Here is a 15,651-nt window from a genome sequence, read left to right as displayed (position 1 = left end):
AATTAACCATTGGTGTAAAAATAGCATAATATTTAAAATATCAGCTAAAAAGGCAATTATTCTACTTTATACCGGTAAACATAGTGGCCTATGTGTCCCTCGCTATCAATACCTTCTATCACAACCCGGTAAGTGCCTTTACCGCCTGCATTAAAATACGCTATTTCAGTCTTACCGTCTTTATCAGTCACTACAGTAGGGTTCCAATAAATGGTGCTGCGTAAATCGGCTATTGCCGCGTTGGTTTTAGGATCATCATACTGAGGAGAATAAAAAGTGCGCCCCTGATAATAACCTTTAGGCGAATACCTGATGAGGCCGGGTGTGTAGCGCTGGTATTGGTTATCACTAACTTCGTTGCCACGTTTGGTGTTAACTATTAAAACACCACTGCCTCCCCGTGTACCATATATAGCCGTATTACCCCCACTTCTTAATACTTCAATGCTGCCAATGTCCATAGCATTCATCATGGATAGATAATCTGCATCCACGTATATTCCATCCACAATTACTTGCATAGGGCTGTTAGGGCTTCGGGTTGAGAAAGGTATACCGTTTCTGAATATAACACCAACCAAACGGCCCTGCAAACAAACTGTGATATCAGGGCATCCCAGGTTCTCAAACACATCACTTTTTATAACCTGGTCTGCATTACCGGGGCCATTGAGGTTCGAAGAGTTTTCTAAAGGTTTCTTCTTTTCTGTGATCACCACCTCTTTTAGCATAATATTATGGTTACCCACCCCACCTTTCATTTGCTGCTGATAATAAAGCTTGCTGTTTTGCAGGTATGGCAGCATGGTGTTATTTATATTAACATCAATATCGGGTGCATTAACGTTAGGCGTTATCTGCTGGCGGCCTATATTGTCGAGGTCTATGTCCACAAATTTTTTATCCTTAGCGGTGCGTGCCTGTACTACAAACCTGATACTATCTTTAAAATCGAGGTTTTTAAAGGCAAAGCGGCCATTGGCATCGGTTAGTGTATCTAAAATAAATACGCCACCAGCGGTGGTAAACAGGGTAACCTTGCCACCCACAACGGGTTTATTATTAGATGTATGTACCCTACCCGAAATTTGCAAAGTAGGCTCGGGCTGGTAAACCGGGGCCGGCGGGGTAAAGGTATCGCTCATTATTTGTTTCCATTCAAAGCGGCGGTATCCCTGGGTAAGCATCAACAGGTCCAGATCATCTTGTGCTTGTTTATCAGTATGTGCGAAATAGTAATTGGGTTTTTCGATATAACCCTTAATATCCGAACTCAATAACATGCTCGACAGGATGGTGGTTTCGTCCGATTCATTAACCGGCACCTTGGTTTCATCAATCACCGCGGCTGACATGCTGGTTAATGCAGGTTTATCGTCGGGTCCGTTGGCTGTGATCTGTAGTTTTACTTTTTCGCGCTGGGCATAAGTTTGCTGTGGCGATGTGACACCGATCTTTAAACCATCGGCCCTGTTTACAAAAATGAGCCGTTCGTTAAGTGCCTCGCCCGCTGCATTAAACAAGGTAAACTGTACAATGCCGGTCGGGAAACGGTCTTTGGGTATTTTAGAGGCCAACATGCCATTCTCTACTTTATTTTTAGCAGCGAAACAGATATTGCCCCCACTTTGCGCAACCAAATTTATTTCGCTGCCTGCCAGTGCCGGGCTTGCTATAATTCTCAGCGCAATATGGTCTGGGTCATTTGCTAAATTACTGTTGAGGGTTACCACATAACCCTGGTCTAACGCCTTGGGTAAGGCTACTGTACCTTGCGAACCATCCTCGTAAGTAAGCTGGGCTTTATAAATTTTACCGGCTTCTGGTACCAATACAAATTGGCCCATGCCCAAATGCTGGGTTGTTATTTTGGCTACTTCCTGGTTATCGTTGTCTACTATAGTGCCGCTTATGGCTTTACCCAGGCCATCATCGCCAACTGCTTTAAAGGCCACTTTAGATGGCAGCCCGGTTACCAGGTTACCGCTCTCGGGGAAAAACTGCACACTAACGTTAGCCGACAACGCCCTTACAGGCACCACGGTAGTTAAAGTCACTTTATCCTGAACCTTTATCTTTGTTATAATGCTGCCTTGTTTTAAGGGTAGTTTTTGCGTGTTTACAAAAGAAACCTGCAGATTTCCCTTAGCGTCAGTTAAGCCCTTCCCCTTCGATACATCCTTGCCATTAAGCTGTACCTGGTAGCTTACTTCTTTATTGGCATAAGGTTCTCCGTTTAAATCGGCATAATTAATGGTGGCATTGGTTACCTGCTGCCCGTTTTGCATGCTGTAACTGTAGGCAGTTTTAGTAAAAACAGTATTGTTGATGGCATTGCCAATCTGGATAGTTTTATCGAAGAAATAATCGGGCCCTGCATTACGCATCCAGTTGGTATAGGCGCGTATGCGGTAACTGCCTGCGGCCAGGGTATCAGACAAAGCAAAATCGCCATGCCCTAAACCAGCGGTTAACCTTATTTTAATGGCTTGTTTTACAGAATCGCGGTCGTCTATCAATTCTACATTGAGTGCGCCGCTTAGTGCCGATAGCTGGTGTTTGGGGCCAACGGTAACGTAAGCCTTAAACCACATATCGTCGCCTACAGAGTAGTAAGGCTTATCAAAGTGCAGGTATACTTTTTCCTGGGGAGAATCGCTCAGCCATTTATCCAACTGGATCGCGGCTTTTTTAATAGGGTCATCGTCGGCTTTTATGAAGCCAAAGAGGGTTACCGACACTATACAGGCCAGTAATAACAGGGGTATTTTTTTCAGGAACATAGGTAAATGGTTTACGTGCCCGGTACTATGAATGTTTCTTCGCTACAATACTAAAACTGGTTCTTCCACATCATACTTTCAACAGGGCGGGTTGTTGGGTTGTTATATTTGGCATTACCCTTTGTATTATAAAGGGTTTCAATCTCTCCTTCTACTACAAAATAAATCAGCTGGCCAATGGGCATCCCGGCATAAATGCGTACCGGTTGCGCGCATGATATCTCCAGCGTCCAGGTGTTGCAAAAACCTACATCGCCTTTACCGGCCGTGGCATGTATATCAATCCCCAAACGGCCGGTACTCGATTTTCCTTCCAGAAAAGGCACGTGCTTGTGGGTTTCGGTATACTCAACAGTTACACCCAGGTAAAGCGTATTTGGCTGTAATACAAAGCCTTCTTTTGGTATTTCGAAGTGATCTATCTCGTTATGTGCTTTGGCATCCAGCACACGGCTTTTGTAAGTGGCCAGGTGTTTGCCAAGATGTACGTCATAAGAATTAGTGCCCAGATTTTCCCGGTAAAAGGGTTCAATGATGATATGTCCTTTCTCAATTTCCTCTAAAATGCGCTTGTCCGATAAAATCATATATTAGGCAGTGGTTAGCGTACTAATTTATAATTATTTGACATAAGTTTGTCATCGATTTTGCAATTTTACTTTTATGGCTATAGCGTACCGCCAGCAGGTGGACCCGGATACTGAATTTGCGCTCTGGAAAATTGAGGAGGAAGCCGATGAACTTTATAATCAGCTTCAGCTTAATGATTTGGAGAAGGCTTATTACGAAAAACTAAGCAAGGGAAAAAGAAACCTTCACTGGCTTGGTACGCGGGTACTGCTACGCAAAATGCTACAGACCGACGAGTATATTGACGCCCAGGTTGATGCCCACGGCAAGCCTTACCTGGTAAACATCCCGTATCATATCTCATTAAGCCACTCTTTTGATTATGCTGCCGTAATGGTAAGCAAAAGCAAGCCCGTTGGTATTGATATTGAACAGGTGAAAGAAAAGGTAGAGCGCATAGCACACAAGTTTATGCGCCCAGAAGAAATGGCGTTTTTAGAACCAAACAATAAAATACAGCAGCTATATGTTTGCTGGTGCGCCAAAGAAGCCGTGTATAAATGCTATGGACAAAAAGAGGTTTCGTTTGCTGATAACATTATGCTCGAACCATTCTCATACGATACGCAAGGTGCGGTTTCGGCCAGATTATTAAAAGGTGAAGTGGATATACCCTACCAGGTGCATTATATGCAGTACGAAGATTATATGGTAGGTTACGTAAAAGGATAACAATGAAAAACAAACAGGTAATATACCACGATTGGGGGCTGATTGATTATAAAGAAGCATGGGATAAGCAGGAAGCCATTTTTGCCGATACCGTGAATACCAAAATAGCCATCCGCAATATGCAGGTGGCTGGCGAAGATGCACAGGATGATATTGCCACCAAAAATCACCTGATATTTTGTGAGCACCCGCATGTGTATACGTTGGGAAAAAGCGGCAAGGCTGAAAATTTATTACTGGACGAAAAAGGACTGGAAGAAAAGCATGCCGTTTACTATCCCATTAATCGTGGCGGTGATATTACTTACCATGGCCCCGGCCAGTTGGTTGGCTATCCGATACTGGATCTCGACAATTTTTTTACCGACATACACTTGTACCTGCGTACGCTGGAAGAAGCCGTAATTAATACCCTCGCCGAGTTTGGCATTCTTGCAGGACGCTATCCCGGTTACACCGGTGTTTGGCTCGACCCCGATAACGATAATTCCCGCAAAATTTGCGCGATGGGTGTGCGCTGCAGCCGCTGGGTTACCATGCATGGCTTAGCCTTGAATGTAAATACCGATCTTGACTATTTTAAAAACATAGTTCCATGCGGTATTGATGATAAAGCCGTAGCCTCGATGCAACACGAATTAGGCAAAGAAGTTAATATTGAAGAAGTTAAAAAAATCCTTAAACGCCATATTTCCGTATTGTTTGATATGGAGATAGTGGGATGAAAATATTAGGGAGCTTATTAATTGCATTAACAACCGTTACCGGCTGCAGCAAACAATCAATGGATAGTATTAACACCTCACAACCCGTTACTGTAACCGCGCCTGTTTTAGCGCCCGCTGTTGCAGCTACCGATACCATCACTTATCTGGCGCTGGGCGATTCGTACACCATTGGTGAGGCTGTACCGCAGGATCAATCTTTTCCTTACCAATTAGCCTCGCAACTGCGGTTAAACCACTATAACATCGGCAACCCGATGATCATAGCCACAACCGGCTGGACTACCACGCAATTACAGGATGCCATTAAAGCAGCCGCCTTAAAGAAAACTTTTACGTTTGTTACCTTGCTTATTGGTGTAAACAACCAGTACCAAAATTATAATCCGGATAGTTACAGGGTTGATTTTAAAGATCTGCTCAGCACCGCCATCCAGTTAGCGGGCGGTTATAAGAACAGGGTGTTTGTGCTTTCGATACCTGATTATTCGGTTACGCCTTTTGCAGCCAGCAGCAATAAAGCGCTAATCAGTCAGCAACTGAATGTGTATAATGATATTAATGCCAATGAAAGCAATCTTTCAGGCGTTAATTATCTAAATATTACTTCCATTTCGCGCAATGCGGCTTACGACACTACACTATTGGCCAGCGATGGACTGCATCCATCAGGCCTAATGTATAATATGTGGGTTAAGGAGTTGATTAAACAGGTAATACCGAGTTTAACGGCTAAGTATTAACATTCCGGCAAACTCAACGGGATATTAATAGCCAGGCCACCGTCTGAGGTTTCCTTGTATTTCGAGTTCATATCCTGCGCGGTTTGCCACATGGTTTTTACTACAGCATCGAGGCTTACTTTGGCATTATCCGGGTTGGTTTGTAATGCCAGTTGAGAGGCTGTGATCGCCTTAATTGCACCCATCGTATTGCGTTCGATGCATGGCACTTGCACCAAGCCGCCTATCGGGTCGCAGGTTAAGCCTAAGTGGTGTTCCATGGCAATCTCTGCCGCCATCATAGCCTGTCGCTGTGAGCCGCCCAAACACTCTGTAAGCGCAGCTGCTGCCATTGCTGACGACACACCGATCTCAGCCTGACAACCTCCCATCGCTGCCGATATGGTAGCTCCCTTTTTAAAGATGCTCCCGATCTCAGACGCGGTAAACATAAACTGGATGATCTTAGCATCGGTATAACCTTCACAAAACACAAGATAGTATTGCAGCACTGCAGGGATAACCCCCGCAGCACCATTGGTAGGCGCAGTAACCACACGGCCAAACGAAGCATTTTCTTCATTAACAGCCAGTGCAAAACAGCTTACCCAGTCCAGTATATTTTTAAAGCTATCGCCTGTTTCGCGGATGGCAGCAACCCATTCGTCGAAATTGCTGTAAGCACGGTTGCCTATCAGTTTTTTATTTAATGATGCTGCACGCCTTGCCACATTTAGTCCGCCCGGCAAATACCCGGTGGTATGGCAGCCACGATAGATACATTCTTTTATAGTATTAAAAATATCGAGCGTTTTAGATTTGGTTTCGTCCTCACTTCGCCAGGCAAGCTCGTTCTCCATTACCACTTCCGAGATCTTTAACCCGGTTTTGCGGCACCAATGCAGTAAGTCGCCTGCGGTATCAATAGGGAAAGGCAGGTCTACTTCGTTTGTAGCATCGTGGGTTTCGTTTTCTTTCACCACAAAACCGCCACCGATAGAATAGTAAGTTTCAGACACGGCTTTACCATCGCTTAAAAAAGCTTGAAATGTTACCGCATTCGGATGAAAGGGCAGGCTCTCGTTAAACAGGAACATCATATCATCATCAAAGTAAAAATTGACCTGATGCTGATTGCCTAAGATGAGCTGATGGTCGCGCTTTATTTTGTCAACTTTGGGGTTGATCTGTGTTACATCAAATGTTACGGGGTCATCGCCGCTTAAGCCTAACAGGATAGCGATATCTGTACCGTGGCCTTTGCCGGTTTTAGCCAGCGAACCGTAAAGTAATATCTTAACCTGTACCACCAGGTCAATTACGCCACGCTCTTGCAGTAAGCCAACAAATTGTTGCGCTGCACGCCAGGGGCCAAGGGTATGCGAGCTTGACGGCCCGATACCAATTTTAAACATATTGAAGACAGAGATCTGTTCTTTTTGCATCAATGCAAAGATAGGTAAGTTTTAGAAGGATGCTTATTTTAAACCGCCAACAAAACGGTTACATGCCTGGAAGTTTAACACCGGCTGCCCGTAGGTCTTTGATGATCTGGTTATGCAGACTAATTTTGGCATCAATATAAGTTTTAGGCTCTATCCACGCTTGTACGGTGTAGCGGATACCATCAACTTCTAACGCAATTACACCAACGCGGGCAACAGGCGATTTTAACATGCCCGAAGTTTCTTCTATGGCTTTTTGTATAATCTGCTTAACCTGTTCGCTATCGGCAGAATAGCCTAGTTTAATTTCGAAATCCAAACGCCTTTTGCCTTCGCGGGTTACGTTTACTATTACTTCGTTAAACAGTTTCCCGTTGGGGATAATCACCGTTTTATTATCATTGGTTAACACCACCGTGTAAAAGATCTGGATAGAAGTAACCACGCCTTCCTGGCCTTGTGCGATGATGTAATCATCGAGGTCGAACGGCTTAAGCAATAATATTAAGATCCCACCTGCAAAGTTTTGTAAGGTACCCGAGAGCGCCAAACCGGCAGCAACAGTAGCGGCGCCAATAACGGTGGTGAATATGGTAAGCTCGATCCCCACGATCTCCATTACGAAGATGATAAGCAGGAAATAGAGCGAAGTAATTGAAAGACTTAGAAAGAATGGTTGTAATGAGGAGTGAACCTGTTTTTGGCTCATCCGGTTTTTAAGTGAATTGCGGATTAACCTGATGACCCATAGGCCCACAAAGAAAACAATGATACCGAATAATAACTTCGGGCCGTTGCTGAGCAACCAATTAAAAACTTTATTGTAGATGATGTGTAAATCCATAGTGATATGGATACGAAATTAAGAATTTTATGAAATCAAACTAACCAAAACTTCAGGACCTTTGAATATAACCCATTCAAATATTCTGGTTTGTAAGTAACGGCGGTTATTGATAATACTTTTCATAATACTCAGTAATATGCAAAGCTTGTGCCCCGTTTATCTCATCAACCTAAAAACCCTTAAATAATTACAATGATGACAATTACCGCATATTATTTTAACACGGTGACAGAAAAGTGACGATTTACACCCTATTATTAAACAAGGGCAAGTATGTTTTTTGGGACATTCCTAAAACTTGTACGCTAAAACACACAAGTGTACTATACAGTGAGTCTGCGCTTTACCTTTAAGCCTAAAGGGATCATCCACACTATAGCTATGATATTTACAATGATCTTAAAATACAAATCGGCATTGGCCTGCCCCCAGAAACCTAAAAAGCCAATGAGCATAGAGCCTATCATAATACCATAAATCAGCCCGTACTCATAATTACTGTTCCAGCGTAAATCATCTGTAAAACGAGGGACCAGCAACAATGCAATTAAAATTAATAATACACCAATACCTAAAGCCGCTGCCGGTGGAAAGTCTGGAAAGTCGCCAAAAGCCAACACTACAATGCCATATAAAGCAACCGCCCATAATGCACCTGCAATACCCAGCAGCCAGGGGGTCCATGGTTTTAAGGGAACAGAGGCAGTGTGCTTGCTTTTAAGTAAACTGAGTGAAGTAAATATTAAAACTACCATAACCACAACTGCAATAATTACAGCTACCAATGGCGGGTTATAAGCCGGGATATGGAATACCTTTGGCCTTGCAATCTGCGTCCATGAAAACCAGGCGAGATAAGCGCCTAATACAAAGAAGATGCAAACCACAATTAAACCTGCTTTGCTTAACCATGTTTCGTGCTTACGGTCTGGAAAAATCAATTCGACCAAATAAACCGGCAGGAAAACTACAAATACAGGTTCGTAAATTAAAGCCCATAGAAAGTAAACATAGTTTACACCAAAGCTACGTGCATAAGTAACACCTTTTAATCGGATTACCATTGGAGCCAATGAGGTTTGTTGAATTAAGCATTCCTCCGCAATAGCTAAAGCAATAGCCAACAACAGCATATTTACCCAACCCAACTGCCACTTGCGCACTGCCGTCCTGATGAGTAAGCATCCCCCACCCCAAACACACATCTCGATAGGGAAAACAAATATGGAACTGAAGCGCGTTGCGCCCGGTAAAACTTCAGTTAAAAGCGGGGCCATTGCCATGAGCGTAAGGGCCGGAGCTATTCTTTTGAAGAAACTCATATCGATAGATTTAATATCTTAATTTATAAGTATCTTAATATTTAAGACAATGCAAATGTGATATTAATATCCGAATAATCAATATGTTAAGCATAAAAATTTTTAAGAAATGTTTATAAAACAAGAAAGCCTCGTCTGCATAACAGACAAGGCTTTCTAAATATTTAGTTTGGGGGATGATTACATCATGCCGCCCATGCCACCCATTGGAGGGCCACCTGCGCCAACTTGAGCATCTTCCGGATCGTCAGCCAATACACATTCTGTTGTTAACAACATAGCTGCAATTGAAGCTGCGTTCTCTAAAGCTACACGGGATACTTTAGTTGGGTCGATAACACCGGCACCAATTAAGTTCTCATATTTGTCAGTACGTGCGTTGTAACCAAAATCAGCAGTACCTTCTTTAACTTTTTGAACTACGATAGAACCTTCGATACCTGCGTTTTCGCAAATTTGACGAAGTGGCTCTTCGATAGCACGACGGATGATCTGGATACCAGTGTTCTCGTCTTCGTTATCGCCCTTCAGGTCAATAATAGAAGCAACAGCACGGATGAAAGCAACACCACCACCAGCTACGATACCTTCTTCAACAGCGGCACGTGTAGCGTGTAATGCATCATCAACTCGGTCTTTTTTCTCTTTCATTTCAACTTCGGTAGCAGCACCTACATAAAGTACAGCCACACCACCTGATAATTTAGCTAAACGCTCTTGCAGTTTTTCTTTATCGTAATCAGAAGTTGTAGTCTCAATTTGAGCTTTGATCTGGCCTACGCGTGCTTTAATATCGTCTGTGTTACCAGCGCCATTAATTACAGTAGTGTTGTCTTTGTCGATAACGATTTTCTCAGCAGTACCTAAGTAAGTAAGATCAGCGTTTTCTAATTTGTAACCTCTTTCTTCAGAAATTACAGTACCACCAGTAAGGATGGCGATATCTTCTAACATAGCTTTACGACGGTCGCCGAAACCTGGTGCTTTAACAGCAGCAACTTTCAGTGAACCACGGATTTTGTTAACTACCAAAGTAGCCAATGCTTCACCGTCTAAATCTTCAGCAATGATTAATAATGGACGGCCAGTTTGTACTTGTTTTTCCAAAATTGGCAGTAACTCTTTCATCGAAGAGATCTTTTTATCGTAGATCAGGATGTAAGGGTTTTCCAATTCTGCTTCCATTTTGTCAGCATTGGTTACGAAGTATGGAGAAAGGTAACCACGGTCAAACTGCATACCTTCTACAGTTCTAACCTCAGTTTCAGTACCTTTTGCTTCTTCAACGGTGATAACACCATCTTTACCAACTTTAGCCATTGCATCAGCAATCAGCGTACCGATAATTTCGTCGTTGTTTGCAGAGATAGATGCTACTTGTTTAATTTTATTGTTGTCTTCACCAACAGTTTGAGATTGCTCTTGCAGGTTTTTAACAACCGCAGCAACAGCTTTATCAATACCACGTTTTAAATCCATTGGGTTTGCACCGGCAGCTACGTTTTTAACGCCTGCAGTTACAATAGCTTGTGCTAAAACGGTAGCAGTAGTAGTACCATCACCTGCAATATCAGCAGTTTTTGATGCAACTTCTTTAACCATTTGCGCACCCATGTTTTCTAAAGCATCTTTTAATTCGATTTCTTTAGCAACAGTAACACCATCTTTAGTGATGGCAGGTGAACCAAATTTTTTATCGATAATTACGTTACGTCCTTTTGGACCCAAAGTTACCTTAACTGCATTAGCTAAGATATCAACACCACGTTTAAGGGCGTCACGTGCTTCCACGTTGTATTTAACTTGTTTTGCCATTTTCTTTAGTTTCTTATTTCAATGAGTGAATTTTGAATGAGTGAATGATAGAATATTACTACCTCCTCATTTCTTCTTATTCTATTTTGATATTTGGAGAACGATTACCAGATTTATTCAATCCCTCTATCATTCCCTCCTTCTATCATTAGCTTATAGTACCGCGTAAATATCAGATTCGCGCATGATCAGGTATTCTTTACCTTCGAAAGTAATTTCAGTACCTGCGTATTTGCCATATAAAACAGTATCGCCTGCTTTTACTGTTGGTTTTTTACCATCACCGTCTTCTTCAGATACTGATATTACTGTTCCTTTCTGCGGTTTCTCTTTTGCAGTGTCAGGAATAATGATACCCGATGCAGTTTTTTCTTCAGCGGCAGCAGCTTCTATCACTACTCTGTTTGCTGTGCCAGCAATAGGTTTAATGTTTATCGACATAATTTTATATAATTATAGTTTTTAGTTCTTGATTACCTTATTCAACATCAATTATGCCAAGTAAACCATTTGTTAAAATTTGGCATAAGCGGCTGTACAATTGTCATACTTTTAATATAGTGTTTACACAGCCGTCACCTTACACAAACATGACAATGCCAGCCTGTCAGGTTAGTTCTATATATCCTTGTTAAGCCGGTCAAATCTCTACCCCTTATAAAGCAAGCAACAATTAGCATAGTCTTTATTTTTTCCTTTTAGAGATACGCTGTGTTTATACCCCTTATTAATGTGAAGCTGTAGCACTGTCATTGCATTCCCCTAATTTAGGGGAACACTACTGTAGGTGCAATTTGCAACAGCGTTAATAAGGGGTATAAACTAAGATGCGCCATATTTACTTCAAAATACAGCCAACAAAAAAGGCCCGCGATAATTCGCAGGCCTTTTCTAATTATTTTATTCAGCTTATTTTTTGATTGGCGCAGGCGCTGTAAGCGGAGGTGCGGCAACCGGTGCTGTTGGTTTTGAAGCTCTTTCAATTTGGTTTTGGTACTCGTTGTTACCACCTGCTTTTACCGAGCTGCTTTTTACAGCTACGTTAATGGCTAATGATAGTACCATTAAAGTGATAGCCAGTACCCAGGTACCTTTTTCAAGGATATCACCTGTTTTTTGCACGCCCATTAATTGCGACGATGACGAAAAGTTTGAAGATAAGCCACCTCCCTTAGGGTTTTGGATCAATACGATAAATCCTAAAAGGATACATACGATAATGGCTACAATAATTAAAATAAAATACATTTTATAATTAGTTTGTTTTGTTTTCTAAAATCTCAATCTGACCTGCAAAGTAACTACTTTTTTCCGGATATCTCAACATTAACTTTTTATAAGTTGCTATAGCCTTGTGGTAAAGCATCTGGTCGGTATAAATACGGGCCAGTGTTTCGGTTACCAGTTCGTCGCTGTCTTCGGCGCTGTGGCGTGCTTTGTTCTCGTTATCCAGCTTATCGCCGCTTGGCGGTTTAATCTGGGGTTCGGCTTGTATAAAGCGTTCAATAATGTCCTCTTTCTTGTGTTTAGGTTCGATGGATGGCATATCGATCTTATCTTCACCCTCTGTTAGCTCATCAATATTGGGCAATGCCGATGGCTTGGCATAGGGCTGATACATGTTTGAATGCTCGCGACGGGTTTTATCCAGCCACCACAAGAACGAGTACGGCAAATTATCATCATGATACTTAGCCACGGTTTGCTGCTCGTCTGCCTCCCCGGTTTCAGCCTCTAATAAGTGCATTGTATTTTCTGCCGTGGGCTCTTCTACCAGGGCATCCTTAAACGCAAAGTAATCGGTAGCGTAAATACTTTCGGTTATCTGGTCTTCGAGGTTAAACTCTGGTTTAGCTTCCGTTGGTTCGGCAACAGCAACTTCGTTTCTTGGCTCCTCGGTGTAACTGGTATAATATGAATCGATAGTTTCAACAGGCGTTACAGGATGTTCTGTAACTGTTATCGGCACTATCTCAATATCATCAATACCAACAATCTCGTCGTATACTTCTTCTTCAGGTTCAATTTCCTGATGTGTTACTACCTGCTCATCAGTATTATCGTGGTGAATTACCTCTGGTTCCTGATTAACAACCGGCTCATCAATTACCGGTGCTATTTCAGCAGGTTTCTCCGCATCTACTGCAGGTTCTGCTTTATAATTATTGGTATAATATATAGGCTCTGCAGGCGGATTAATATTTGCCTCGGTAGGTTTCCAGCCGGTTAAAGTTGGATCAGGTTCAGCAATTGTTTCTTCTTCTTGCTGATCAGTTACTGGTTCAACCTCATCAGCTACAGGCTCTGTTACTTGTGGTTCAGGCTCTGTTAGCTCAGATAATGTTTCGTTCTCAACAACCACTTCTTCCAGTTGATCTTCAACCACCGGCCCTGCCTCAGTAATTGCGGATTCTATGATAATAGATGGAGCTTCCTCAATTTCCTCAAACGTTGGTTCTGCTAATGGTGCCCAATCCGTTTCGTTACCCAGTTTACGCCTGTTGGTATCAGCCAGGGTAAGTTCTTCTAATGTTGAATCGTATGAAGGGGTGTGATTTTCTTCAGTCGAAACCGCTTCCGGCGCAGTGTTAAAAACAACTTTATCAAGGTCCACAAGCTGGTAGTCCTTTACCGTTGGTAAAGGTTCCTGATTATTAACTAAACGGTATAAAGATTGCCCGTTAAAATAAACAGCTGCATTATTAATTAATTGCTCGTTGCCCGCCCTTGCAGCTAAAGTGTGCAGCAAGTTGCTTTGTGGATACTTATTTATCAAACTTTTCAGTTCATCAATATACAGCTGGGTATCAGCCGGATTGGCTAATACATTCCACACGGCTTCCGTCATTCGATCATTTACCTGCTGCTCCACGTGATGAAAGTACTAATTGCCTACCAATTGGCAAAGGCTTTGTTAAAAATATCTTCGGTTAGCTTTGGTAAAATCGTGGCTATAATGGCTTGTTCCTGGGTTCCTATATCGCCTGTAAAATTAGCATATTGTGAAAAAGACTGTTCGAAATTAAGCTTCTTATCCACATCATTTACATACTTTACATTCACTGTAATTGTTAAACGGCTGGCGCTTGCAATAGGCGGCGCAGTGGTTGTATTAGTTGCCTGTACAGATACCGGTGCAATGCTATAACCTACAATAGCGCCCGACATGGTTGCGTTAGCCTCGCCCCTTACTATACTTAACCGTGTTTGTGAGCGGATTTTGGTTTTCAATGCCTCGGTAAAGTTCTGGCTTAGGTTGTTAACTACAAATGGGGCATTGTTTTCAAAAAACTCCACATTAATGGTTTTCAAAGCCGGAGGTATAGATGCAGCATCTAACCTATATGAACATGATTGGCTTACGCAACTTAATACTACGATAGCTAAAATAGAAAACAGCGTTCTTCTGAACATGCTTATAAATTTAATTCTTTAATTTTTCGGTACAGGGTACGTTCTGATATACCTAATTCATTGGCTGCCAGCTTGCGTTTACCTTTATGTTTTTTCAGCGCCTTACGGATGAGGTCTGATTCCTTTTCGATCAACGATAACGATTCTTCAACCTCTTCGGCATGGGTGGTTATAAAACCATCATTAACCACGTTGTTGCTGTTATTATTACTTACTGTAACGGGTTGCTGTAAAGTAAATTGTGTATCGGGGCTGTTAGGTATTTCGATATCCCTGTACAGCTGACTAATTGCCTGCGAATGATTGGCAAAGTTTGGTGATACGCCGCCATGCTCTATCATTTCGGCTACCAGTTTCTTTAGCTCTACCATGTCGCGCTTCATATCAAACAGCACTTTGTAGAGAATGTCCCTTTCAGAGAAATCTTCTTTAGGCTGATTTTCTATACGCATAGGCAGGTTAGAGCTGCTGCCCTCGTTAGGAATATAAGTTAAAAGGGTTTGCCCGGTTATAGTATGATCGCTCTCGAGCACAGCCAGCTGCTCTGCAATGTTTTTCAGCTGACGAACGTTACCCGGCCACGAGTAATTGGCCAATACTCGTTGTGCGTCTTCATCCAGCTGCATAGCCGGGGTACGGTATTTATCGGTAAAGTCCGACGCAAACTTGCGGAACAACAGGTAAACATCTTCTTTACGATCGCGCAATGGCGGGATGCGCAAAGGCACAGTATTTAAACGATAGTAAAGATCCTCGCGAAACTTGCCTGCTTTTACCGCATCATATACATCAACATTGGTTGCTGCAATAACACGCACATTGGTTTTCTCTACTTTGGATGAACCTACGCGGATAAACTGACCCGATTCCAGTACCCTCAATAAACGGGCCTGGGTGCCTAAAGGCATTTCGCCAATCTCATCCAGAAATATGGTACCACCATTTACGGTTTCGAAGTAACCTTTACGTTCGCCAACGGCACCTGTGTAAGCTCCCTTTTCGTGACCGAAAAGTTCTGAATCGATAGTACCTTCAGGGATAGCGCCACAGTTAACCGCAATAAACGGCCCGTGTTTACGCGGACTAAGCTGGTGTATAATATGCGAAAACGCTTCCTTACCAGAGCCACTCTCACCGGTAATCAAAACAGATATATCGGTTGGCGCCACCTGGCTGGCTATATTTATTGCCCGGTTTAACAATGGCGAATTACCAATGATACCGAAGCGTTGTTTTATTTCTTGTACATCCATTTTTTGGAATTAGTAAGTGGTTG

At 42.5% G+C, this 15,651-nt stretch carries 14 protein-coding genes; 3 read left to right on the top strand and 11 right to left on the bottom strand.

Annotated features, from left to right (window positions below; genetic code table 11):
* Positions 1–56: 56 nt before the first annotated feature.
* Both PQO05_RS02805 and dcd read right to left on the bottom strand, forming a co-directional pair.
* Entirely contained in the window at positions 57–2,783 is a 2,727-nt protein-coding gene (locus PQO05_RS02805) for a carboxypeptidase regulatory-like domain-containing protein (RefSeq protein WP_273631134.1), read from the bottom strand.
* A gap of 50 nt (positions 2,784–2,833) precedes the next feature.
* Complete coding sequence (dcd, locus tag PQO05_RS02800; RefSeq protein WP_273631133.1) at positions 2,834–3,370, bottom strand: dCTP deaminase; 537 nt, start codon at positions 3,368–3,370, stop codon at positions 2,834–2,836.
* A 76-nt stretch (positions 3,371–3,446) separates the two neighbouring features.
* Here dcd and PQO05_RS02795 point away from each other — a divergent pair, with 76 nt between their 5' ends.
* Genes PQO05_RS02795 through PQO05_RS02785 form a run of 3 tightly spaced genes read left to right on the top strand, consistent with a single transcriptional unit; the run spans position 3,447 to position 5,553 of the window.
* Positions 3,447–4,085, top strand: coding sequence for a 4'-phosphopantetheinyl transferase family protein (locus tag PQO05_RS02795; RefSeq protein WP_273631132.1), 639 nt, complete (start codon positions 3,447–3,449; stop codon positions 4,083–4,085).
* 2 nt (positions 4,086–4,087) lie between these two features.
* The gene (gene lipB / locus PQO05_RS02790; RefSeq protein WP_273631131.1) at positions 4,088–4,810 is read left to right on the top strand and encodes a lipoyl(octanoyl) transferase LipB; all 723 of its coding nucleotides are present in this window, start codon (positions 4,088–4,090) and stop codon (positions 4,808–4,810) included.
* On the top strand, positions 4,807–5,553 hold the full coding sequence (locus tag PQO05_RS02785) for an SGNH/GDSL hydrolase family protein (RefSeq protein ID WP_273631130.1): 747 nt from the start codon (positions 4,807–4,809) through the stop codon (positions 5,551–5,553). Before lipB ends, PQO05_RS02785 begins: the two co-directional genes overlap by 4 nt.
* Here the strand turns inward: PQO05_RS02785 and PQO05_RS02780 are convergent.
* The 9 genes from PQO05_RS02780 to PQO05_RS02740 form a co-directional block, all read right to left on the bottom strand.
* The gene (locus PQO05_RS02780) at positions 5,550–6,977 is read right to left on the bottom strand and encodes an L-serine ammonia-lyase (protein WP_273631129.1); all 1,428 of its coding nucleotides are present in this window, start codon (positions 6,975–6,977) and stop codon (positions 5,550–5,552) included. The two genes, PQO05_RS02785 and PQO05_RS02780, sit on opposite strands and share 4 nt — an antisense overlap.
* Before the next feature lie 58 nt (positions 6,978–7,035).
* Complete coding sequence (locus tag PQO05_RS02775) at positions 7,036–7,821, bottom strand: mechanosensitive ion channel family protein (protein WP_273631128.1); 786 nt, start codon at positions 7,819–7,821, stop codon at positions 7,036–7,038.
* Between the two features lie 326 nt (positions 7,822–8,147).
* On the bottom strand, positions 8,148–9,146 hold the full coding sequence (locus PQO05_RS02770) for a hypothetical protein (RefSeq protein WP_273631127.1): 999 nt from the start codon (positions 9,144–9,146) through the stop codon (positions 8,148–8,150).
* A gap of 180 nt (positions 9,147–9,326) precedes the next feature.
* Positions 9,327–10,961, bottom strand: a complete 1,635-nt coding sequence (gene groL, locus PQO05_RS02765; protein WP_273631126.1) for a chaperonin GroEL — start codon at positions 10,959–10,961, stop codon at positions 9,327–9,329.
* 153 nt (positions 10,962–11,114) lie between these two features.
* On the bottom strand, positions 11,115–11,402 hold the full coding sequence (locus PQO05_RS02760; protein ID WP_337942424.1) for a co-chaperone GroES: 288 nt from the start codon (positions 11,400–11,402) through the stop codon (positions 11,115–11,117).
* A 468-nt stretch (positions 11,403–11,870) separates the two neighbouring features.
* Positions 11,871–12,209: a preprotein translocase subunit SecG gene (gene secG, locus PQO05_RS02755; RefSeq protein ID WP_273631125.1), complete on the bottom strand. Its 339-nt coding sequence runs from the start codon at positions 12,207–12,209 to the stop codon at positions 11,871–11,873.
* A gap of 7 nt (positions 12,210–12,216) precedes the next feature.
* Entirely contained in the window at positions 12,217–13,833 is a 1,617-nt protein-coding gene (locus PQO05_RS02750; protein ID WP_273631124.1) for a hypothetical protein, read from the bottom strand.
* A 20-nt stretch (positions 13,834–13,853) separates the two neighbouring features.
* Complete coding sequence (gene lptE / locus PQO05_RS02745) at positions 13,854–14,375, bottom strand: LptE family protein (protein WP_273631123.1); 522 nt, start codon at positions 14,373–14,375, stop codon at positions 13,854–13,856.
* Between the two features lie 2 nt (positions 14,376–14,377).
* Positions 14,378–15,628, bottom strand: a complete 1,251-nt coding sequence (locus tag PQO05_RS02740) for a sigma-54 interaction domain-containing protein (RefSeq protein ID WP_273631122.1) — start codon at positions 15,626–15,628, stop codon at positions 14,378–14,380.
* Positions 15,629–15,651: the final 23 nt, after the last annotated feature.

The organism is Mucilaginibacter jinjuensis, assembly GCF_028596025.1.
Lineage (GTDB): Bacteria > Bacteroidota > Bacteroidia > Sphingobacteriales > Sphingobacteriaceae > Mucilaginibacter > Mucilaginibacter jinjuensis.
This window is presented reverse-complemented; position numbering and strand designations above follow the sequence as displayed.

Excerpts from the sequence above, each read along its gene's own strand:
- PQO05_RS02770 (WP_273631127.1), bottom strand. The coding sequence starts at position 9,146 with ATGAGTTTCTTCAAAAGAATAGCTCCGGCCCTTACGCTCATGGCAATG.
- PQO05_RS02775 (WP_273631128.1), bottom strand. The coding sequence starts at position 7,821 with ATGGATTTACACATCATCTACAATAAAGTTTTTAATTGGTTGCTCAGC.
- PQO05_RS02805 (WP_273631134.1), bottom strand. The coding sequence starts at position 2,783 with ATGTTCCTGAAAAAAATACCCCTGTTATTACTGGCCTGTATAGTGTCG.
- groL (WP_273631126.1), bottom strand. The coding sequence starts at position 10,961 with ATGGCAAAACAAGTTAAATACAACGTGGAAGCACGTGACGCCCTTAAA.
- PQO05_RS02740 (WP_273631122.1), bottom strand. The coding sequence starts at position 15,628 with ATGGATGTACAAGAAATAAAACAACGCTTCGGTATCATTGGTAATTCG.
- secG (WP_273631125.1), bottom strand. The coding sequence starts at position 12,209 with ATGTATTTTATTTTAATTATTGTAGCCATTATCGTATGTATCCTTTTA.
- PQO05_RS02760 (WP_337942424.1), bottom strand. The coding sequence starts at position 11,402 with ATGTCGATAAACATTAAACCTATTGCTGGCACAGCAAACAGAGTAGTG.
- PQO05_RS02785 (WP_273631130.1), top strand. The coding sequence starts at position 4,807 with ATGAAAATATTAGGGAGCTTATTAATTGCATTAACAACCGTTACCGGC.
- lipB (WP_273631131.1), top strand. The coding sequence starts at position 4,088 with ATGAAAAACAAACAGGTAATATACCACGATTGGGGGCTGATTGATTAT.
- PQO05_RS02780 (WP_273631129.1), bottom strand. The coding sequence starts at position 6,977 with ATGCAAAAAGAACAGATCTCTGTCTTCAATATGTTTAAAATTGGTATC.
- PQO05_RS02795 (WP_273631132.1), top strand. The coding sequence starts at position 3,447 with ATGGCTATAGCGTACCGCCAGCAGGTGGACCCGGATACTGAATTTGCG.
- dcd (WP_273631133.1), bottom strand. The coding sequence starts at position 3,370 with ATGATTTTATCGGACAAGCGCATTTTAGAGGAAATTGAGAAAGGACAT.
- lptE (WP_273631123.1), bottom strand. The coding sequence starts at position 14,375 with ATGTTCAGAAGAACGCTGTTTTCTATTTTAGCTATCGTAGTATTAAGT.